This window comes from Dactylosporangium sp. CA-139114 (assembly GCF_050955725.1).
GTDB lineage: Bacteria > Actinomycetota > Actinomycetes > Mycobacteriales > Micromonosporaceae > Dactylosporangium.
Genome location: NZ_CP192080.1, coordinates 7888050 through 7908338, shown reverse-complemented (window position 1 = coordinate 7908338; position 20289 = coordinate 7888050). Strand labels below are relative to the sequence as shown.

General features: G+C 74.2%; 19 protein-coding genes. 13 read left to right on the top strand and 6 right to left on the bottom strand.

Annotated features, from left to right (window positions below; translation table 11 throughout):
- Positions 1-1974 (bottom strand): hypothetical protein, encoded by a 1974-nt coding sequence (locus ACQP2P_RS35235; RefSeq protein WP_433608354.1) that lies wholly within the window; start codon positions 1972-1974, stop codon positions 1-3.
- On the opposite strand from ACQP2P_RS35235, the gene ACQP2P_RS35230 reads away from it, so the two are divergent.
- A complete protein-coding gene (locus ACQP2P_RS35230) occupies positions 1864-2991 on the top strand; it encodes a hypothetical protein (protein WP_433608352.1) in 1128 nt (375 codons plus the stop codon). The two genes, ACQP2P_RS35235 and ACQP2P_RS35230, sit on opposite strands and share 111 nt — an antisense overlap.
- Positions 2988-3980: an HAD-IIA family hydrolase gene (locus ACQP2P_RS35225; protein WP_433608350.1), complete on the top strand. Its 993-nt coding sequence runs from the start codon at positions 2988-2990 to the stop codon at positions 3978-3980. The genes ACQP2P_RS35230 and ACQP2P_RS35225 overlap by 4 nt, the downstream gene beginning before the upstream one ends.
- Before the next feature lie 53 nt (positions 3981-4033).
- On the opposite strand, the gene ACQP2P_RS35220 is transcribed toward ACQP2P_RS35225, so the two are convergent.
- Positions 4034-4372: an SCP2 sterol-binding domain-containing protein gene (locus ACQP2P_RS35220; protein ID WP_433608348.1), complete on the bottom strand. Its 339-nt coding sequence runs from the start codon at positions 4370-4372 to the stop codon at positions 4034-4036.
- A 109-nt stretch (positions 4373-4481) separates the two neighbouring features.
- Here ACQP2P_RS35220 and ACQP2P_RS35215 point away from each other — a divergent pair, with 109 nt between their 5' ends.
- The 5 genes from ACQP2P_RS35215 to recN all read left to right on the top strand — a co-directional run bounded on the left by ACQP2P_RS35215 (position 4482) and on the right by recN (position 8915).
- The gene (locus ACQP2P_RS35215; RefSeq protein WP_433608346.1) at positions 4482-5105 is read left to right on the top strand and encodes a phasin family protein; all 624 of its coding nucleotides are present in this window, start codon (positions 4482-4484) and stop codon (positions 5103-5105) included.
- Positions 5102-5308, top strand: coding sequence for a hypothetical protein (locus ACQP2P_RS35210; protein ID WP_433078046.1), 207 nt, complete (start codon positions 5102-5104; stop codon positions 5306-5308). Before ACQP2P_RS35215 ends, ACQP2P_RS35210 begins: the two co-directional genes overlap by 4 nt.
- 22 nt (positions 5309-5330) lie before the next feature.
- Positions 5331-6128 (top strand): TlyA family RNA methyltransferase, encoded by a 798-nt coding sequence (locus ACQP2P_RS35205; protein ID WP_433608344.1) that lies wholly within the window; start codon positions 5331-5333, stop codon positions 6126-6128.
- Entirely contained in the window at positions 6125-7021 is an 897-nt protein-coding gene (locus ACQP2P_RS35200) for an NAD kinase (protein ID WP_433608342.1), read from the top strand. Before ACQP2P_RS35205 ends, ACQP2P_RS35200 begins: the two co-directional genes overlap by 4 nt.
- Positions 7022-7154: 133 nt before the next feature.
- Complete coding sequence (recN, locus tag ACQP2P_RS35195; protein ID WP_433608340.1) at positions 7155-8915, top strand: DNA repair protein RecN; 1761 nt, start codon at positions 7155-7157, stop codon at positions 8913-8915.
- 60 nt (positions 8916-8975) lie between these two features.
- Here the strand turns inward: recN and ACQP2P_RS35190 are convergent, their stop codons facing one another.
- A complete protein-coding gene (locus tag ACQP2P_RS35190) occupies positions 8976-9194 on the bottom strand; it encodes a PASTA domain-containing protein (protein WP_433608338.1) in 219 nt (72 codons plus the stop codon).
- Between the two features lie 205 nt (positions 9195-9399).
- Between ACQP2P_RS35190 and steA the strand changes: the two genes are divergently transcribed.
- Genes steA through ACQP2P_RS35160 form a run of 6 tightly spaced genes read left to right on the top strand, consistent with a single transcriptional unit; the run spans position 9400 to position 17116 of the window.
- Positions 9400-10572, top strand: coding sequence for a putative cytokinetic ring protein SteA (gene steA, locus ACQP2P_RS35185; RefSeq protein ID WP_433608336.1), 1173 nt, complete (start codon positions 9400-9402; stop codon positions 10570-10572).
- Positions 10573-10584: 12 nt separating this feature from the next.
- Positions 10585-11532, top strand: coding sequence for a copper transporter (locus tag ACQP2P_RS35180; protein WP_433608334.1), 948 nt, complete (start codon positions 10585-10587; stop codon positions 11530-11532).
- Positions 11522-12331 carry a hypothetical protein gene (locus tag ACQP2P_RS35175; RefSeq protein ID WP_433608332.1) on the top strand — a complete coding sequence of 270 codons (810 nt, stop codon included), beginning with the start codon at positions 11522-11524 and terminating at the stop codon, positions 12329-12331. The genes ACQP2P_RS35180 and ACQP2P_RS35175 overlap by 11 nt, the downstream gene beginning before the upstream one ends.
- Entirely contained in the window at positions 12328-13893 is a 1566-nt protein-coding gene (murJ, locus tag ACQP2P_RS35170) for a murein biosynthesis integral membrane protein MurJ (protein ID WP_433608330.1), read from the top strand. The genes ACQP2P_RS35175 and murJ overlap by 4 nt, the downstream gene beginning before the upstream one ends.
- Positions 13893-14990, top strand: coding sequence for a glycosyltransferase family 4 protein (locus ACQP2P_RS35165; protein WP_433608328.1), 1098 nt, complete (start codon positions 13893-13895; stop codon positions 14988-14990). Before murJ ends, ACQP2P_RS35165 begins: the two co-directional genes overlap by 1 nt.
- Positions 14990-17116 carry a hypothetical protein gene (locus ACQP2P_RS35160; RefSeq protein WP_433608326.1) on the top strand — a complete coding sequence of 709 codons (2127 nt, stop codon included), beginning with the start codon at positions 14990-14992 and terminating at the stop codon, positions 17114-17116. The genes ACQP2P_RS35165 and ACQP2P_RS35160 overlap by 1 nt, the downstream gene beginning before the upstream one ends.
- Positions 17117-17467: 351 nt before the next feature.
- On the opposite strand, the gene paaI is transcribed toward ACQP2P_RS35160, so the two are convergent.
- The 3 genes from paaI to ACQP2P_RS35145 are packed head-to-tail and all read right to left on the bottom strand — an operon-like array spanning position 17468 to position 20180.
- Complete coding sequence (gene paaI, locus ACQP2P_RS35155) at positions 17468-17893, bottom strand: hydroxyphenylacetyl-CoA thioesterase PaaI (RefSeq protein WP_433608324.1); 426 nt, start codon at positions 17891-17893, stop codon at positions 17468-17470.
- The gene (locus ACQP2P_RS35150; RefSeq protein WP_433608322.1) at positions 17890-18477 is read right to left on the bottom strand and encodes an NUDIX domain-containing protein; all 588 of its coding nucleotides are present in this window, start codon (positions 18475-18477) and stop codon (positions 17890-17892) included. Before ACQP2P_RS35150 ends, paaI begins: the two co-directional genes overlap by 4 nt.
- Positions 18474-20180: a CTP synthase gene (locus ACQP2P_RS35145; protein WP_433608320.1), complete on the bottom strand. Its 1707-nt coding sequence runs from the start codon at positions 20178-20180 to the stop codon at positions 18474-18476. The genes ACQP2P_RS35150 and ACQP2P_RS35145 overlap by 4 nt, the downstream gene beginning before the upstream one ends.
- Positions 20181-20289 lie beyond the last annotated feature (109 nt).

The following is a 20289-nucleotide window of genomic DNA, read 5'->3' as shown; positions in this document are numbered from 1 at the left end:
TCATTCGATCAAGGGCCGCCCGTCTGGGCGGCCCTTGATTCGTTTTACCGGGTCGAACGCATACGGCGTACCCCGGTCGGGAAGGATGAAGTCGTGAACATGCCACACGACGGCGACGGCCAGGAGCGCCGGCCGCGCCGGGATGACTCTCGCTCCCACGGCGGTGATCGGCCGCGGGGGAACGCTCGCGACGATCGGGCCGGCGGCCAGTCGCGGGATGACCGCGGCCGGGGTGATTTCCGGGGTGGGCGTGACGGTGACCGTCCGTTCCGGGACCGCGGCGAGCGGCCGAATCGTGACGGCGGCGGGTACCGCGGGGACCGGCCCAGCGGCGGCGGTTTCCGTGACCGTGACCGGGGCGACCGCCCGACCGGCGGTGGGTTCCGCGACCGGGGCGACCGCCCGACCGGTGGCGGCTTCCGTGACCGTGACCGGGGTGACCGGCCCACCGGTGGCGGGTTCCGCGACCGTGGTGACCGGCCCACCGGCGGTGGTTTCCGTGACCGTGACGGTGGAGCTCGTGGGGAGCGGCCGTCCGGCTTCCGGGACCGCGATGGTGGCCCGCGTGGGGATCGGTCCGAGCGGCCGTACCGCGGGGATCGGGACGGTGGCGGGTACCAGCGGCGGGACCGTGACGGGGACCGGCCCACCGGTGGCGGCTTCCGCGACCGCGATCGCGGCGACCGGCCGGCCGGTGGTGGGTTCCGTGACCGGGGTGACCGGCCCACCGGTGGTGGGTTCCGTGACCGGGACGGTGGCGGGTACCAGCGGCGGGACCGTGACGGCGACCGGCCCAGCGGTGGCGGGTTCCGCGGCGACCGTCCGAGTGGCGGCGGGTTCCGCGATGGCGGGGACCGGCCCAGTGGTGGCGGGTTCCGCGATCGTGGGGACCGGCCTGAACGGCCGTACCGCGGGGATCGGGACGGTGGCGGGTACCAGCGGCGGGACCGTGACGGGGACCGGCCCAGCGGTGGCGGCTTCCGCGACCGCGACCGTGGAGACCGGCCTACCGGTGGCGGGTTCCGTGACCGGGGTGACCGGCCCACCGGCGGTGGGTTCCGCGACCGTGGCGACCGGCCCACCGGCGGTGGGTTCCGCGACCGTGGCGACCGGCCGAGTGGCGGCGGATTCCGTGACCGCGATGGCGGGCCGCGCGGGGATCGGCCGTTCCGGGATCGGGACGGTGGCGGGTACCAGCGGCGCGATCGTGATGGGGATCGGCCCTCGGGATTCCGGGACCGTGACCAGGGTGACCGTCCGAGCGGTGGCGGCTTCCGCGACCGTGGCGACCGTCCGAGCGGCGGCGGGTTCCGTGACCGTGGCGACCGGCCCAGTGGCGGCGGGTTCCGCGATCGGGGCGAGCGGCCCAGCGGTGGCGGGTTCCGCGATCGGGGCGAGCGGCCCAGCGGTGGCGGGTTCCGTGACCGTGACCGTGGCGATCGTCCCACTGGCGGCGGGTTCCGCGACCGGGGCGAGCGGCCCAGCGGTGGCGGGTTCCGTGACCGTGACCGTGGCGATCGTCCCACTGGCGGCGGGTTCCGCGACCGCGGTGACCGGCCCAGCGGTGGCGGCTTCCGTGACCGTGACCGTGGCGACCGTCCCACTGGCGGAGGCTTCCGCGACCGGGGAGACCGGCCCAGCGGTGGCGGGTTCCGTGACCGGGATCGCGGGCGGGACACCGGCGATCGGGCCGGCGGGTTCCAGCGGTCCGAGGGGCTGCGGCGCAGCGATGCCGGTGGGTATCGGCCGCGCAGCAATGACCCCGGCTTCGTCAGCAGCGAGGACAGTGGCGACGAGGCCGTCAGCCGCGTTGCGGACCCGGTGCTGGCCGACGACATCGACCCGTCGGAGCTCGACCGTGAGGTGCGTTCGGAGCTCAGTTCGCTCGCCCGCCCGGTCGCCGAGGAGGTCGCGCGCCGGCTCGTTGCCGCCGGGCAGCTGATCGACGACGACCCGGAGCTGGCGCTCGCGCACGCGCTCGTCGCGCGGCGGAAGGCGTCGCGGATCGCCGTCGTGCGGGAGGCCGCGGGGCTCGCGGCGTACCACGCGGGCGAGTGGCAGACGGCGCTCGGGGAGCTGCGGACGTACCACCGGATGACGGGCAAGCAGACCCACATCGCGGTGATCGCGGACTGCGAGCGGGCACTCGAGCGGCCGGAGAAGGCGATCGACCTCTTCCGGACGGCGGATCGGGAGCGGCTCTCGGCCGAGGAGATCGTCGAGCTGCTCATCGTCGCCGCCGGGGCGCGCGGGGACCTCGGGCAGACGGACGCGGCGGTGGCGATGCTGCAGGTGCGCGAGCTGACGTCGGCGCCGGATGCGCCGTGGGCGGCTCGGCTGCGGTACGCGTACGCCGATGCGCTGCTGCGCGCGGGACGGCGGGAAGAGGCGCGGGAGTGGTTCGCCCGGGCCGCGGACCTCGACGAGGACCTGCGCACCGACGCGGCCGAGCGGCTGCTCGAGCTCGACGGGATCACGCTCGACGGCGACGCCGACGCGGATGACGACGAGGAGCTCGAGGGCGGCGAGGGCGGTGCGGCCGGCCGCGACGGCGACTACGACGCGGACGACGATGACGACCGCGACGATGACGACGCAGACGACGACGGTTACGACGACGAAGACGATGAGGACGACGACCTCGACGACGAAGACGACGAGGACGCGGACGACTACGACGACGAAGAAGACGACGACGTAGACGACGAAGACGACTACGACGACGACCTCGGCGACGATGAAGACGGCGATGAAGACGGCGACGAGGACGACTACGACGACGAGCCGGACGGTGACCACGACGACGCCGGCCAGGCGGCCGCGGACTCCGAGGACGCCGCCGGTGACGACGACGATGACGATGATGAGGTCGACGGGGACCACGACGGTACGGACGAGCAGGAGGCGGCCGGCAAAGACTCCGGCGGCTCCGACGCGGACGACTCCGGCACCAAGGGCGGGGACACCGGCGGCGGGAAGGGCCGGGCGTGAGCGACGCGCAGGCGGGTGATCTGGTCGGGCACTACGACCTGGTGATCTTTGATCTCGACGGGGTGCTGTACCTCGTCGACCAGGTCATCCCCGGCGCGGCGGAGGCGTGCGCGAAGCTGCGCGAGCGGGGGATCCCGAGCGCGTACGCGACGAACAACGCCTCGCGGCTGCCCGGCGACGTCGCGGCGCTGCTCACCCGGATCGGCATCCCGGCGCAGACGCGCGAGGTCGTCACCTCGGCGCACGCGACCGCGCTGCTCATGGCGGAGCGGTTCGAGCCCGGCACACCGGTGCTGATCCTCGGGGCGCCGGCGCTGCGCGAGGAGATCGTCGCCGTCGGGCTCACGCCCGTCACGGAGGCGGAGCAGGCGCGGGTCGTGGTGCAGGGGTACGGGCCGGACGTGCGGATGCGCGATCTCGGCGACGCCGCCGTGGCGATCCGCGGCGGTGCGGCCTGGATCGCGACCAACGCCGACAAGACGCTGCCCTCGCCGCGCGGGCCGGTGCCCGGCAACGGGTCGCTCGTGGTGGCGATGGCCACGGCGCTGGGGCGGCAGCCGGACACGATCGTGGGCAAGCCGGACCCGGCGCTGTTCGTGGAGGCGGCCCGGGAACGGGGGGCCCAGCGCCCGCTCGTGGTCGGGGACCGGCTCGACACGGACATCGAGGGCGCGTACCGGGCAGGGATGGACAGCCTGCTCGTGCTCACCGGGGTGTCCGACGCGGCGGAGCTGCTCGCGGCTCCGGTCGAGCGGCGCCCCACGTTCGTCGCCGAGGACCTCGGCGGGCTGTTCGAGGACGCGGCGGCTCAGCCGTCGGGATGGCGGGTCGAGGATCGTGACGGGCAGTGGCGGCTGTCGGGTGACGGCCGTCGCGTGGACGCCCTCAACGCACTGTGCCAGGTGGCTTGGGCGGCGGGGGAGGTGCGGCCGATCACCGGGGAGGGTGAGGCCGCGCAGGCCGCGCTCAAGTGGCTGAAGCTGGGGTAGGACGAGCTGTGACCGGCCGGGCGCGGGCGCCGGGCCGGTCGGGGCATGCCGGCTCAGAGGAGCTTGCGCAGCTTCAGCAGGTCCATCATGCCGGCTTCGATCTTGATGCGGCCGCTGGTCCAGGCCTGCATGGCGTTGAGCCGGCCGTTGACGAGCGCGACGAGGTCGTCGCCGGTCGAGGTCAGCTTGATCTTCGCGCGCGGGTCGTCGCCGTCGGTCAGGTCGGTGATCTGGCCGTCCTGGAGCCGGCCGTGGAAGGCCACGTTCAGGTCGGTGACGCGGCACGCGAGGGTCCGGTCGAAGTCGAGCTTCTGCCGGGCCTGGGCGGCGTTGGCGGCCAGCCGTTCCGCGAGCTTCTCCAGAGCGGCGCGACACTCTTCAACCGTTGCCATGCGCGAAAACCCCGCCTTTCGCCGGTGCTGTGGAATGTGACGGTACCGTACGGCTTCGCGGCACGCCCGGTAGCGTGATGGCGTACACCACTTGGAGGAGAGACGCAATATGGCGCAGGAAGCATGGCGGGCGTACCTGGAGCTCGCCTACGGCATGACCGAGGCCACCACGAAGAAGGCGACGAAGACGGTCCGGCGCCTGGTCGGCAAGAGCGGCGCGACCGCCGAGCAGCTGCAGACGATGGCCGAGGACCTGCTCAAGGCCGGCTCGGCGAACCGTGATGCGCTGACGAAGCTGGTGCGGTACGAGCTGGATCGGGCTCTCGGCGCTGTCGGACTGGCCACCGCGGACGAGGTGTCGGCGCTGACGTCGCGGGTGCACGAGCTCGAGGCGCAGCTGAAGGAGGCGACGATCGCCGCGGTCGCGCCGTCGCACGAGCCCGCGCCGCCGGTCGGCGCCGAGGCGATCGCGGAGGCTCCGGCCGTCGCCGCCGCGCCTGCGACCGTCGCCGAGCAGGCCCCGGCGGCCCCGGCGAAGGTCGCGAAGAAGACGGCGGCGAAGAAGGTCGCGCCGGCGGCTCCGTCGACGCCGCCCGCGAAGGCCGCACCGGCGAAGAAGGCGGCGGCGAAGAAGGCGATCGAGACCGTCGCGGCGGCCTCTGAGGTCGGGCCGGCGTCGGACAAGCTGCCCGTGAAGAAGACCACTCGCGCGCCCCGGAAGAGCACGTCGTGACCGCGCCCGTGCCTGGTCCCGGCCCCGCGCCGGTGCCCGGGCCGTTGCCGGGGCCGCCCGGTGCCGGGGTGCTGGGCCGGGTCGAGGCGGCGGTTGCGGCGTTGGGCGAGGTAGCGTCGCTTCCGCTGCGGCAGCAGGTTTCGGTGTACACCGATGCCCATCGCACGCTGCAGGAGACGCTGGGCACGATCGAGGAACGCTGAGCTTTCAGGGAGCTGCTGGCAGATGGCCCGCCGGAACCGACTCGACGCGGAGCTCGTGCGCCGGGGCCTGGCCCGCTCCCGGGAGCAGGCGGCGGCGCTGATCGCCGCCGGCCGGGTGGAAGTGCGGGGTACCGCCGCCGGGAAGGCCGCGGCCCAGATCGACCCGGCGGACCCGGTGCGGGTGCTGGAGGCGGCGGAGGACGAGTACGTCTCGCGGGGCGGGCACAAGCTCGCCGGGGCGCTGGACACGTTCGCCGGGCTGCCGGTGGCGGGCCGCCGCTGCCTCGACGCGGGCGCGTCCACGGGCGGGTTCACCGACGTGCTGCTGCGCCGGGGTGCGGCCACGGTCGCCGCCGTCGACGTCGGCTACGGCCAGATCGCGTGGTCGCTGCGGACCGACGAGCGGGTGACGGTGATCGAGCGGACGAACGTGCGGACGCTGGAGCCGGAGCAGATCGGCGGGGTGTGCGAGCTGACGGTGGCCGACCTGTCGTTCATCTCGCTGAAGCTGGTGCTGCCGGCGCTGGCGGCGTGCACGGCCGCGGACGGGGATCTGGTGCCGATGGTGAAGCCGCAGTTCGAGGTGGGCCGGGAGGCGCTGGGCGAGCGGGGTGTGGTGCGCTCGCCGCAGCTGCGGACCGCGGCGGTGCTCGACGTCGCCGCCGCGGCCGCCGGGCTCGGTCTCGGGGTGGCCGGGGTCGCGCGCAGCCCGCTGCCGGGGCCGCAGGGCAACGTGGAATTCTTCCTGTGGCTGCGCCGCGACGCGCCGCCGGTCGACCCGGCCGTGGTGCAGCAGGTCGTCGAGGGGGTTGGGGCATGAGCGGTGGTCGTGAGGCGCTTCTCGTCGCGCACACGGGCAAGGCCAGCAACAATGATCATGCCCGGACCGTGGCGGCGGATCTGCTCGACAACGGTTTCACGGTACGGGTCCTGGCCGACGAGGCTCCCGAGCTGGCCATCCCGCGGGCCGTGCCGGTCAGCGGGGAGGCGGCCGCGGAGGGCGTCGAGATCGTCTTCGCGCTCGGCGGGGACGGCACGCTGCTGCGCGCGGCGGAGCTGGCCCGCCCGGCGAAGGCGCCGCTGCTGGGTATCAACCTCGGCAAGGTCGGGTTCCTGGCCGAGGCCGAGATCGGCGACGTCGACAAGGCCGTGCGGGAGATCGTCGAGGGCACGTACACGGTCGACGAGCGCCTCACCATCGACGTGACCGCCGAGCACACGGGGCGCCTGGTCGGCAACTCCTGGGCGCTCAACGAGGTGACCGTCGAGAAGGGCGCCCGGGAGAAGATGCTGGAGCTGCTCGTGGAGGTCGACGGGCGGCCGTTGTCGCGGTACGGCTGCGACGGGGTCGTCTGCGCGACGCCGACGGGCTCGACGGCGTATGCGTTCTCGGCCGGCGGGCCGGTGGTGTGGCCGGAGCTGGAGGCGCTGCTGCTGGTGCCGATCTCGGCGCACGCGCTGTTCAGCCGGCCGCTGGTCATCTCGCCGGACTCGACGATCACGGTCAACGTGGAGCCGTTCACGAGCTTCGCGCTGCTGTCGTGTGACGGCCGGCGGGTGATGGATCTCGCGCCCGGCTCGACGGTGACGGTACGGCGCGGAGCCCTCCCCGTCCGGGTGGTCCGGCTGCGTGAGCGTCCGTTCACGGATCGGCTCGTGGCGAAGTTCGGGCTGCCCGTGGAGGGCTGGCGGCACAACAAGCGCCACAGCTGACGCGCCTGCGTGCTGCGCCTGAGTGAGCTTCTGTTCACGCACCGTAGTGAGTGGGCCGCGGCCACAACAAACGGCACGGCTGACGGCACGGCTGAGTGGAGAACTGTCGTACCCCGCAGCTAGTGTTCCTTCCGTGCTGGAGGAACTCCGCATTACCGGACTCGGCGTGATCGAAGACGCCACCCTGCCCCTCGGCCCGGGCCTGACGGTCATCACGGGCGAGACCGGCGCGGGCAAGACCATGGTCGTGACGAGCCTCAACCTGCTCTTCGGCGGCCGTGCCGACGCGGGCCGGGTGCGCGCCGACCCGGGCCGGGCCACCGTCGACGGCCGGTTGACGCTGCCCGCGCACGTGCGGGCCGCGGTGGAGAGCCGCATCGCCGACGCGGGCGCCGGGGTCGACGACGACGGCACCCTGCTCATGAGCCGCACGCTGACCGCCGAGGGCCGTTCTCGGGCGCACGTCGGCGGCCGGACGGTGCCGGTGTCGCTGCTGTCGGAGGTCGGCGAGCGGGTGTTCGCCCTGCACGGGCAGTCGGACCAGCTGCGGCTGCTGCGCCCGGCCGAGCAGCGGGCGTCGCTGGACCGGTATGCGGGCCCGGAGCACGAGAAGCTGCTGGGGCAGTTCGCGGAGCTCTACAACCGCTGGCGGGCCGTCGAGGACGACCTGGCCGACCGGCGGGCCAACGCCCGGCAGCGCAGCCAGGAGGCGGAGCTGCTCAAGCTCGGCCTCGACGAGATCACGCGGGTCGACCCGCAGCCCGGCGAGGACGAGCTGCTGCGCGAGGAGGCGCAGCGGCTCGAGCACGTCGAGGGGCTGCGCTCGGCGGCGCAGCTGGCGCACGTGGCGATGTCCGGCACCGGCGACGGCGGCGACGAGGTCGCCGACGTGCTGAGCCTCATCGCGACGGCCCGGCGCACCCTGGAGGCCCAGGCGGGCGTCGACCGGGTGCTGGGCGAGCTCGCGGCGCGCCTCGACGAGGTCGCCACCCTCGCGGGGGACGTCTCCACCGAGCTCGGCACCTACCTGGCGTCCCTCGACGCCGACCCGGGCCGGCTCGAGGAGGTCTACGAGCGGCGGGCGGCGCTGCGGGCGCTGACCCGCAAATACGCGGAGGACGTCGACGGGGTGGTGGCCTGGGCCGATCACGCCCGGACCCGGCTCGCGGAGCTGGACACGTCCGACGAGCTGCTCGAGGAGCTCGACCGGGAGCGGCAGCGGCTGCACGGCGAGGTCGCGGAGCTGGCGGCGGTGCTGTCGGCGGCCCGGCACGAGGCCGCGGGCCGGTTCGCGGCGGACGTGACCGTGGAGCTGGCCGGGCTGGCGATGCCGCACGCGCGGATCGAGGTCGTGGTGGGGCCGAAGCCGGCCGGGAGCGGGCCGAGCATCGCGACGGCGGCCGGGACGGACATCGGGGTCGGGCCCGACGGGGCCGACGACATCGAGCTGCGGCTGCTGCCGCACCCGGGGGCGCCGTCGCAGCCGCTGCAGAAGGGCGCGTCGGGGGGCGAGCTGTCGCGGGTCATGCTGGCGATCGAGGTCGTGTTCGCCGGGGTCGGCGGGCCGCCGACGCTGGTCTTCGACGAGGTCGACTCGGGCGTCGGTGGCACGGCCGCGGTGGAGATCGGCAAGCGGCTGGCCCGGCTGGCGCGTGACCATCAGGTCCTGGTGGTGACCCACCTGCCGCAGGTCGCGGCCTTCGCGGACCGGCATCTGGTGGTCGCCAAGGACACCGGGGGTGCCGTGACGACCAGTGGCGTGACGGTCGTGGAGCACACGGACCGGGCGCGGGAGCTGGCGCGGATGCTGGCCGGCCTGCCGAACTCCGATCTGGGCATCGCCCACGCCGAGGAGCTGCTGTCGGTGGCGGACCGGGAGAAGGCGCAGGCCTAGGTTTTCACCCGTGCCGCCGCGGCGCTGCCGCTGGTCGCCGCCGAGGCGCTCCGGAGGCGGTCAGCCGCGGCCGACCAGGAGGTTGACGCGGGTGCCGACGGGCGCGACGGTCAGCGCCAGGGTGGACTGCTCGAGCACGATCATGGCGCCGGCCGGGCCGATCTCGCGGACCACGCCGAGCTCGAGTCCGGCGGCGCGTAGGGCGGCTGAGGCCTCGGCCGGGGTCTTGCCGGCGAGGTTCGGCACGCGGGTCAGGCGGATCGACGACAACATCCCCATCGGGTGGCCCCCTCGGTTTCCTGCGGTGCAGACGAGAGGGGTCCGTGGGGGTCGTAAATACGCGCCCGGAGTGTCGGGTGGGCGACATTCGTCGCGGACATCGAGGGTGACCGGCGTCACGCGGAAACGTGAAATAGGGCGTACCACCTGCTCGTGGACATGTCGTGCGCGCCTTTCGGCGGCCGTCCATGCCAGGATGGTGCTGATGCGACTTCCAACCTTGCGCCGCACCCGGGCCGCCGAGCCGGGTGCCATCGCCGGCGTCGTGCGGCTGGATCGGCGGACGAAGCGCCTGGTGGGGCGGCTGCGGCCGGGTGACATCGCGGTCATCGACCACGTGGACCTGGACCGGGTGGCGGCCGACTCGCTGGCCGCATCCGGGGTGGCGGCTGTGCTCAACGCGAAGCCGTCGGTCTCGGGGCGGTACCCGAACCTGGGGCCCGAGGGGCTGGTCAAGGCCGGTATCCCACTCGTCGACGACCTCGGCGAGGAGCTGTTCGACCGGCTGCGCGAGGGCGACTCGGTGCGCATCGAGGGCGACACCGTGTTCGTCGGCGAGGAGGCCGTGGCCAAGGGCGTGCGGCAGGACGCCGAGACCGTCGCCGAGTCGATGGCCGACGCCCGCGAGGGGCTGTCGGTGCAGCTGGAGGCCTTCGCGGCCAACACGATGGAGTATCTCAAGCAGGAGCGGGCGCTGCTGCTCGACGGTGTCGGCGTGCCGGAGATCCAGACGCAGATCGCCGGGCGGCACTGCCTCATCGTGGTCCGCGGCTACGACTACAAGGCCGACATCGACGTGCTGCGGCCCTACATCCGCGAGTACAAGCCGGTGTTGATCGGGGTCGACGGCGGCGCGGACGCGCTGGTCGAGGCCGGGTACACGCCGGACATGATCATCGGCGACATGGACTCGGTCAGCGACGACGTGCTGCGCTGCGGGGCCGAGATCGTCGTGCACGCCTACCCCGACGGACGGGCCCCGGGTCTGGCCCGGGTGCAGCGCCTCGGGGTGGAGGCGATCACCTTCCCGGCCGCGGCGACGAGCGAGGACATCGCGATGCTGCTCGCCGACGAGAAGGGGGCGTCGCTGCTGGTCGCGGTCGGCACCCACAACACCCTCATCGAGTTCCTCGACAAGGGCCGCGGCGGGATGGCCTCGACCTTCCTGACCCGGCTCAAGCTGGGCGGCAAGCTCGTCGACGCGAAGGGGGTCAGCCGGCTGTACCGCCAGAGCCTCTCCGGCTCCTCGCTGGTCCTGCTGCTGGCCTCGGCGATCGCCGCGATGGCCGCGGCGCTCGCGGTCACCACGATCGGCCGGGCGTATCTCAGCGTCATCGCCGAGTGGTGGGACAACCTGATCTTCACGCTGTTCTCGTAGACGGGGCTCGCTTTGATCAACTTCCGGTACCACGTGGTGTCGCTGGCGGCGGTGTTCCTGGCCCTGGCCATCGGCCTCGTCGTCGGCACCGCGGCGGCCAACGGCCCGTTGACCGAGAACCTCAACGAGCAGGTCAACACGCTCACCGACGACAAGCAGCAGCTGCGCGACGACCTGGAGCAGTCGCGGGCGGAGCTGAAGAAGAACGCCGACTTCGCCAGCGAGGCCGCGCCGGCGCTGCTGGCCGGGAAGCTCCCGAACAAGAACGTGCTGCTGGTCAAGCTCGACGGCAGCGACGGCAGCGACGTGAACACCGCCACCGACGGGATCGCCGCGATGCTCGGCACGGCCGGCGCCAAGGTCGCCGGGACGGTCACGATCAAGGACAAGTTCACCAACCCGGCCACCAGCGCGCTGCTGCTCGACACCGCCGAGTCCTCGGCCCCGGCGGGCGTCAGCGGCGCGCTGCCGAACCAGTCCAACCCGGTGGACACCGCGTCGGCGCTGCTCGCCGCGGTGCTGTTCGGCAAGGCCGGCACCCCGCAGGTCGAGGGCACCCGCACGGTGCTGTCGGCGTTCGAGAGCGGCGGGTTCATCGGCCTCGACGGCGACTTCAAGGCCCCGGCCGAGGCCGCGATCATCATCGCCGGGGCGCCCGCGAGCGGCAAGGACGCCAAGGACCGCAACGCCGCCGTGCTGGCCCTCGCCACCCGCTTCGACATCTCCGCCCGGGTGGTCGTCGCCGGCCTGTCCGCCAACGGCCTGGTCTCCACCGTCATCGGCGACGCGACCGTGGCCAAGTCGATCTCGACTGTGGACAACGCCGTCACGGCCTACGGCCAGGTCGCGGCGGTCATGGCCCTCGCCGAGCGGATCGGCGGCAAGAACGGCCACTACGGCAGCGGCACCGGCGCGACCAGCCTGCTGCCGAAGACGGCGAGCGTGACCAATGGCTCGTAGGGTCATCCTGGGCGCCCTGGCCGGGCCGGTCGGCGGCGGTGTCGCCCGGGCGGTGCTGCGCGCCCTGCAGGGCCACCCGACGCTGGCCCGCACCAACTTCCGCGGCCGCGGCGTGTCCCTGGCGGGCGGGCCGGCGCTGGCCGCCGGGGCGACCGCCGGGGCGATCGTGCACCGGCCCGAGCACGCGGCCGCGAGCGCGATCGCGGGGCTGGGGTCGGGGGCCGTCGGGCTCTACGACGACCTGGTCGGCGGCCGGCCCGAGCACGCGGCCAAGGGCTTCCGCGGCCACCTCGGCGCGCTGCGGGAGGGCCGCGTGACCAGCGGCCTGGTGAAGATCGCCGGGGTCGGCGTGGCCGGGCTCGCCGCCGCCGCGCTGCTGCCCCGCAAGCGGGCCGTCGACGTGGTGCTCGGCGCCGGCGTGATCGCGGGCGCGGCCAACCTGTTCAACCTGCTGGACCTGCGGCCGGGGCGGGCCATCAAGGCCGGCATCGCCGTCGGCACCCCGCTGGGCGCGTCCGGCCCCCTCGGCGCCGCCGGGGCGCTGCTGCCCGCGGACCTCGACGAGGAGATCATGCTCGGCGACGCCGGGGCGAACGCGCTCGGCGCGCTGCTCGGGGTGGCGTACACGGCGCGGACCGGCACGCTCGGGCGCCTCGCGGCCCTCGCCGGGATCGTGGCCCTGACGGCCGCCAGCGAGAAGGTCTCGTTCACCAAGGTGATCGAGGCCAACCCGGTGCTGAACCGGATCGACCAGTGGGGCCGCCGGAAACCCTCCCCGTATCCCCGCTCGCGCGGGTGACGAGGAGCAGGATCTTCGGGGCGGCGGCACTCGTCGCGGGCCTCACCCTCCTGAGCCGGATTGCCGGATTTGCTCGCATTCTGGTGTTCAACGCGTCCGTCGGGCCGACCCGGCTCGGCGACGCGTACCAGGCCGCCAACACGATCCCGAACATCATCTTCGAGCTCGTCGCCGGCGGCGCCCTGGCCAGCCTCGTCGTGCCGATGCTCGCCGGCCGGGACAAGGCGGCCGTCGAGCGGACGGTCGGGGCCCTGCTCACCTGGGTCGTGCTGATCCTGACCCCGATCGCGCTGGTCGTCGCCCTGCTCGCGCATCCGCTGGTCGGCCTGCTCACCAGCGGGCAGCCGGCCGAGGTCGTCGACGCCGGCGCGAGGATGCTGCGGGTCTTCGCGCCCCAGCTGCCGCTCTACGGTGTCGGGATCGTGCTCACCGGGGTGCTGCAGACGTACCGCCGCTTCGCCTGGCCGGTCATCGCGCCCCTGCTGTCGAGCCTCACCGTGATGGCCGTGTACGTCGCCTTCGGCGTGCTCGCCGGGCGCGGGGCGGCCCTGTCGAGCGTGAGCGGCCCGCAGCTGCTGCTGCTCTCCGGCGGTACCACCCTCGCCGTCGCGGTGCTGTCACTGTGCCTGGTGGCCCCCGTGAGCCGGCTCGGGCTGCGCATCCGGCCCACGACCCGCCTCGACGTCGGCGCGATGGCCACCCTGCGGCCGCTGGTCGTCGCCGGGATCGTCACCGTCGGCACCCAGCAGCTGGTGCTGGGCCTGGCCATCAACCTCGTCAGCTACAGCCCGCAGGACGGGGCCATCGTCGTCTACAGCCTCGCCCAGACGATCTTCCTGCTGCCGTGGGCGGTGCTCGCGGTGCCGGTGGCCACGACGGCGTACCCGGCGCTCGCCGAGCACGGCAAGGCCGGCGACCGGGCCGGGTTCGCCGCGGCCCTCGCCCCGGCCGTGCGGGCCGTGGTCCTGCTGTGCAGCCTCGGCGCCGCCGCGCTCATCGTGCTCGCCCGGCCCATCGCGGTCCTGCTCGCCGCCGCCTCCTCGCACCCGCCCGCCGTCGGGCCGCTCGCCGACGGGATCGCCTGGTTCGCGCCCGGGCTGCTCGGCTACGGCCTGTTCGCCCTGCTGTCGCGGGCCCTCTACGCGGGCGGGAACGCGTACCCGGCGGCCGTGGCCACCGCCGTCGGCTGGGCCGCGACCGCCGCCGCGGCCCTGAGCCTGGCGAGCGCGCTGCCGATCGAGCGGCGCATCGCCGCCGTGGCCGCCGCGAACTCCATCGGCATGCTCGTGCTCGGTGCCGCGCTGCTCGTCGCCGTCGGCCGCCGGGCCGGGCGCGCGGCCCTCGCCGGCACGGCACGCACGGTATCGATCGGCGTCGCCGCCGCGGCCGTCGCCACCTGCGCCGGGCTGGTGCTGCGCTCCCACCTGGTAACCCCGGGTGCGGGCGGGGCCGTCGTGCAGGGCATGCTGTGCGGAGTCGTGGTGGCGGTGGTATTCCTCGCCGGGGCGGCCCTCGCGGACCGGCAGACCCTGCGGCGGCTTGTCAGACGAAGGGATGGGTAGTGGGCGCCCGCATCGCGTTGGTCCTGGCCTCCAGCACGGGCGGCATCGGCCGGCACGTCGGCATGCTCGCCGAGGGCCTGGTCGCACGCGGCCACGAGGTCAGCGTGCACGGCCCGGCCGCGACCGAGGAGGCCTTCGGCTTCGCCGCCCGCGGCGCGCGGTTCGTGCCCGTGGAGATCCCGGCCAGCCCGCAGCCCGGCGACGTGCTCGCCGTGCGCGCCCTGCGCCGCAGCGTCCGCGACGCCGACGTGATCCACGCCCACAGCCTGCGCGCCGGGCTCGTCGCCGCGCTCGCCCGCGCCGACGCCACCCCGCTCGTGGTCACCTGGCACAACCTCGTCCTCGCGACCGGCCTGCGGGCCCGGCTCTACCACCCGCTCGAGCGCCGCGTCGCCCGCGCCGCCGACGTCACCCTCGCCGTGTCCAGCGACCTCGCCGCCCGCGCCACCGAGCTCGGCGGGCGCGACGTGCGGCTGGCGAAGGTACCGGCGCCCAAGCCCCGGCCCGTCGCCCGCACCCCGGAACAGGTCCGCGAGGAGCTCGGGGCCGAGCCCGGGCAGCCGCTGATCCTCGCGGTCGGGCGGCTGCACCCGCAGAAGGGCTTCGAGACCCTCGTCTCCGCCGCGGCGCGCTGGCGCGACCGGGACCCGGAGCCGTTCACCGCGATCGCCGGCAGCGGTCCGTCCTACATGTCGCTGGCCCAGCGCATCTCCGTCGAGCACGCCCCGGTCCACCTGCTCGGCCACCGTGACGACGTGCCCGACCTGCTCGGCGCGGCCGACCTGGTCGTGGCGACCAGCGTGTGGGAGGGCCAGCCGCTGTTCATCCAGGAGACCCTCGCGGCGGGGGTACCGCTGGTGTCGACCGCCGTCGGCGGCGTGCCCGAGGTCGTGGGCTCCGCCGCGCGCCTGGTCGAGCCGGCCGACGTCGACGCCGTGCACGACGCGGTCGTCGAGCTGCTCGCCGACCCCGAGGCCCGCGCCGAGCTGGCCCGCCGCGGCCTGGACCGCGCGGCCGGCTGGCCCACCGAGCGCGACACGATCGACCAGGTCGAGGCGGTGTACGCCGAGCTGCGCGCCGCCCGCGGGGCGAGCTGATGCGCCTCTGGCTGCACCGGTTCTCCCCGGCGCTGCTGGCGCTGCTGGCCGGCCTCGCCGGCGTGGCCGGACTCATCCCGCGCCCGGCCGCCGCCCCGGCCCAGCCGACCGCGGACTACGTGATCGTCGTCGGCGTCGCCGGGCTGCGCTGGGACGACGTGAACGCGTCCGACACCCCGGCGATGTGGCAGATGGCCCAGGGCGGCGCGATCGGGGCGCTGTCGGTGCGCTCGGCCCGCCGGATCACCTGCGCCGGCGACGGCTGGCTGACCCTCGGCTCGGGCAACTTCGCGATCTACACCCCGGGCGCGGTCACCCCCGTCTGCCCCGCGCTCAACGTGTCGATCAACCAGAACGTGACCAGCGCGACGCTGCCCGACCAGAGCGACATCGTCGCCCGCAACCGCAACCTGCACTGGGGCGCCCAGCCCGGGGCCCTGGCCGAGGGCGTGCGCTGCACCACCGCGATCGGGCCGGGGGCGGCCCTGGCGGCGGCGCGACCGTACGGCCGGATCGACAAATACTCCGAGGGCCTCGACGACAGCCTGCTCGACGCCTGCGCCCTGACGATCGTGGACCTCGGCGAGATCGCCGGCGACGACCCCGTCTCCCGGGCCACCGACGCCCGCCGCGCCGATGCCGCGCTCGCCGGCATCCTCGCCGCCCGCCCCGAGCACTCGGTGGTCGTCCTCGCCGGGCTGTCCGACCTCGACGCCACGAGCCGGCTGCACGTCGCGATCGCGCAGGGGCCCGGGTTCACGGGCGGCTGGCTGACCTCGCCCTCGACGTCGCGGCCCGGGTACATCCAGGTCGTCGACCTCGCCCCGACCGCCCTCGCCGCCCTCGACCGCCCCCTGCCCGGGCGGCTCTTCGCCGGCGGTGCCGCCTCGACCAGCGCGAGCGGCCGGCCGTCGGACGTCGCCGCGGCCGTGAGCCGGCTCGCCGACGCCGACCGCGAGGCGAGCGTCCAGCGCCGGGTCGGCACCAACTTCTTCACCACCCTCGTCGTCGCCGAGCTGCTGCTATTCCTGGCCGTGGTACCGCTGCTGCAGCGCGCCCGCCGCCCCGCCGGCCCGCTCACCCACAAACCGATCCCGCGCGCGGTCGTGCGGGCGGCCGAGGTGCTGCTCATCGCCGCGTCCCTCGCCGTGCCCGCCGCGCTCGTCGCCGACCTGCTGCCCTGGTGGCGCTGGTCGCGGCCGGGCCTGGGCTTCGGCGGGGTGACCCTCGCCGCGACCGGCGTGGCGACGTTCGCGGTCGCGTTCCTGAGCCGCCGCAGCCGCGCCATCGCGCCGCTGGGCGGGGTCGCGGCCGTCGCCGCGCTCGCCGTCGCCTTCGACGTGCTGACCGGGTCGCGGCTGCAGCTCAACGGGGTGGCCGGCTACTCGGCGGTGGTCGGCGGCCGGTACGCCGGCGTCGGTGTCATCGGCCTGGGCCTGCTCGTGACCGGCGCGCTGCTCGGCGGGGCCGCGCTCGCCCAGCGCTTCGAGCGCCGGTGGCGGCCGTTCGTCATGGCCGTGATCGGGGCGGTCGGGATGGTGGTGATCGGCAGTCCGTACCTCGGCGCGGACGCGTCCGGCGCCGTGGCCCTCGCCGCCGGCATGTGCGTGGCCGCCGCCATGGCCGTCGGCGGCTGGCTCACCATCACACGCCTGCTCTGGGCCGCGGCCGCGGCGCTCTTCGTGAGCTCGGGCTTCGCGATCCTGGACCTGTTCCGGCCGGAGGAGCAGCGCAGCAGCGTCGGACGCCTGCTGGTGCGCACCCAGGACGGGACCGCCGGCTTCATCGCCCGGCGCATCGCCGAGGCGGACGTGGTCACGACGGTCACCAGTCCGCTGACGGTGCTGGTGCTCGGGTGCGTGCTGTATGCGACGTTCGTCCTGCTGCGCGACTGGGGCGGGCTGCGGCGGCTGCTGGGCGTCTTCCCGCCGGTCCGGGCCGCCCTTTCGGGGCTGGTGGTGGCGTGCCTGCTGGCCGGGGTCGTGGAGGGGGTGTCGTTCAACGTGCTCGGCGCCGCGCTGGCCACGGCGCTGCCGCTGGTGGTGCTGTCGTGCCTGCGGGTTCTCGAGCACGCCGACGACCGGACTCCGGCGCCGCGCGTGTCTGAGGCGGCACTGGAGAGCTGAGGGCCGGGCGTGCCGCGTGTCGCGTTCGGGCATTCCCGATATATGTCGGGCGCTCCGCGCCGCGACCGCTCCGGCATTCCCGATGTGTCGGGCGCTCCGCGCCGTGACCGGTCGGGCATTCCCGATGTGTCGGGCGCTCCGCGCCGTGACCGGTCGGGCATTCCCGATGTGTCGGGCGCTCCGCGCCGTGACCGGTCGGGCATTCCCGATGTGTCGGGCGCTCCGAACCGTGACCGCTCCGGCATTCCCGATGTGTCGGGCGCTCCGCGCCGCGACATATCGGATTTATCGCCTGACCGGGTATAAATGCGAAATGTCCGATCGCGGAGCGTCGGACATTTCGAGCAACCGTCAAGCGCCCAGGATCGGGCGGGTGGAGCTGCGCGAGCGGCCGCGGAACTCGGCCAGCACCGTCCCGTCCGCTCGGCTGACCGTCACGTCGTAGAGGCCCGAGCGCCCCCGCCGGCTGCGCTCCACCGCCGTGGCCGTCAGCTCGTCGCCCGCCCGCGCCGGCTCCAGGAAAGACACGTCCGCGCCCGCCGCCACCGTCACGCGGTCGTAGGTGTTGCACGCGAACGCGAACGCGGTGTCGGCGAGCAGGAAGACGTAGCCGCCGTGGCCGATGGCGTGGCCGTTGAGCATGGACCCGGTCACCGTCATCCGCGCCGTGGCGCGGCCCGGGGCCACGCCGCCGATCGTGATGCCCAGCGACCGCGAAGCGGTGTCCGTGGCGAACAGGGCGGCGGCGCAGGCCTCGGCGAGCTGCTGGGGTGTCACTCGGCGTCGGTGGCGGGGCGCAAGGTCTTCCAGTCGCGGGCGCGGCCCTGGGCGGCGCCGAGGACGCCGATCACGCACGCGGCGTTGGTGATCTCGCCGGACAGGGCCATCGTCACGGCCTCGTCCAGGTCGATCCAGTGCAGCTCCAGGTCGGCCTCTTCGTGGGTGCGCTCGTAGGTGTCCGAGTCCGGCTTCGGGCCGACCTCGCGCGCCAGGAAGATGCGGATCTTCTCGTTGGAGCAGCCGGGCGTGGTGTGCACCTCGGCCAGCAGGTCCCACCGGGCCGCGACCAGGTCGGCCTCCTCGGCCAGCTCGCGGGCGGCCGCGTCGACCAGGGCCTCGCCGGGCACGTCGATCAGGCCGGCCGGCAGCTCCCAGAGGACCTGGCGGACGGCGGGGCGGTACTGCCGCACGAGCGCGACCCGCCCCTCGCCGTCGAGGGCCACGACGCCGACCGCGCCGACGTGGACCATGTAGTCGCGGTCGGCCACCTCGCCACCGGGCATCTCCACGGCGTCGGTGACGACGGAGAAGACGCGGTTGCGCAGGCGCTCGGTGTGCGAGTGCACGTCGTAGGCGCTCACGCGTCCACCGTCTCCAGCTCGACCGGCAGGCGGTCGGCGGCGTTGTAGGTCACCGCGGCGCCGACGAACGCGGCGAACAGCGGGTGCGCCCGGGTCGGGCGGCTCTTGAGCTCCGGGTGGGCCTGGGTCGCCACGAAGAACGGGTGCTGCTCGCGGTCGAGCTCGACGAACTCGACCAGCCGGCCGTCGGGGGAGGTGCCCGAGATGCGCAGCCCGGCGCCGGTCATGGCGTCGCGGTACGCGTTGTTGACCTCGTAGCGGTGCCGGTGGCGCTCGGAGACCTCGGTCTCGCCGTAGGCCTCGGCGGTCAGCGTCCCCGGGGCGAGCACAGCCGGGTAGGCGCCCAGCCGCATGGTGCCGCCGAGGTCGCCCTTGCCGGCCACGATGTCGTGCTGGTCGGCCATGGTCGAGATCACCGGCTCGCTCGCCTCCGGGTCGAACTCCAGCGAGTTCGCGCCCTTGATCCCGGCCACGTTGCGCAGCACCTCGATCGTCATGCACTGCAGGCCCAGGCACAGGCCGAGGGTCGGGATGCCGCGCTCGCGGGTGTACTGCGCCGCGCCGATCTTCCCCTCGATGCCGCGCACGCCGAAGCCGCCCGGGATGATGACGCCGTCGACGCCCGCGAGGGCCTGGGCCGCGCCGGCCGGGGTGGTGCAGGCGTCGCTGGGCACCCAGCGGATCTCGACCCGGGCCCGGTGCGCGAAGCCGGCGGCGCGCACGGCCTCGGTGACCGAGAGGTACGCGTCGGGCAGGTCGACGTATTTGCCGACGATCGCGACGGTGACCGTCTGGCGCGGGTGGTGCACCCGGTCGAGCAGGTCGTCCCACTTCTTCCAGGCCACGTCCCGGAACGACAGGCCCAGGCGCCGGACCACGTAGGCGTCCAGCCCCTCCTCGTGCAGCACCCGCGGGATGTCGTAGATCGAGGGCGCGTCGGGGGCGGAGACCACGGCCTCGGCGTCGACGTCGCAGTACAGACCGAGCTTGTTCTTGGTCTTTTCCGGGATCTCCCGGTCGGAGCGGCAGACCAGCGCGTCGGGCTGGATGCCGATGCTGCGCAGGGCCGCGACCGAGTGCTGCGTCGGCTTCGTCTTCAGCTCGCCGCTCGGGGCCAGGTAGGGCACCAGCGACACGTGCAGGAAGAAGCAGTTGTCGCGGCCGATGTCGTGCCGGACCTGCCGGATGGCCTCGAGGAACGGCAGCGACTCGATGTCGCCGACGGTGCCGCCGACCTCCGTGATGATCACGTCGGGCGTGACGCCGTCGGCGTCGGGGGCGGACATCGCCCGGATGCGCGCCTTGATCTCGTTGGTGACGTGCGGGATGACCTGGACGGTGTCGCCGAGGTATTCGCCGCGGCGCTCCTTGGCGATGACCGCCGAGTAGATCTGGCCCGTGGTCACGTTCGCGTTGCGCGAGAGGTCCTGGTCGAGGAAGCGCTCGTAGTGGCCGATGTCGAGATCGGTCTCCGCGCCGTCCTCGGTGACGAACACCTCACCGTGCTGGAAGGGGTTCATCGTGCCGGGGTCGACGTTCAGGTAGGGGTCGAGCTTCTGCATGACGACCCGCAGCCCGCGAGCGCTGAGCAGGCTGCCCAGGCTGGACCCCGTGAGGCCCTTGCCGAGTGAGGAGGCGACGCCCCCGGTGACGAAGATGTGCTTAGCCTGACGGCTGGCACCGGTCCGAGCTACAGAGGACAAAGCCTGCTCCCGTGGGGTCTGTCACGCTGCCGAGTCAGCGATCCACGGGAGTCCAGCCTAACAGCAGGTAAACGGCGGTGCAGAAGGCGCACCGGACGTCACACGCGTC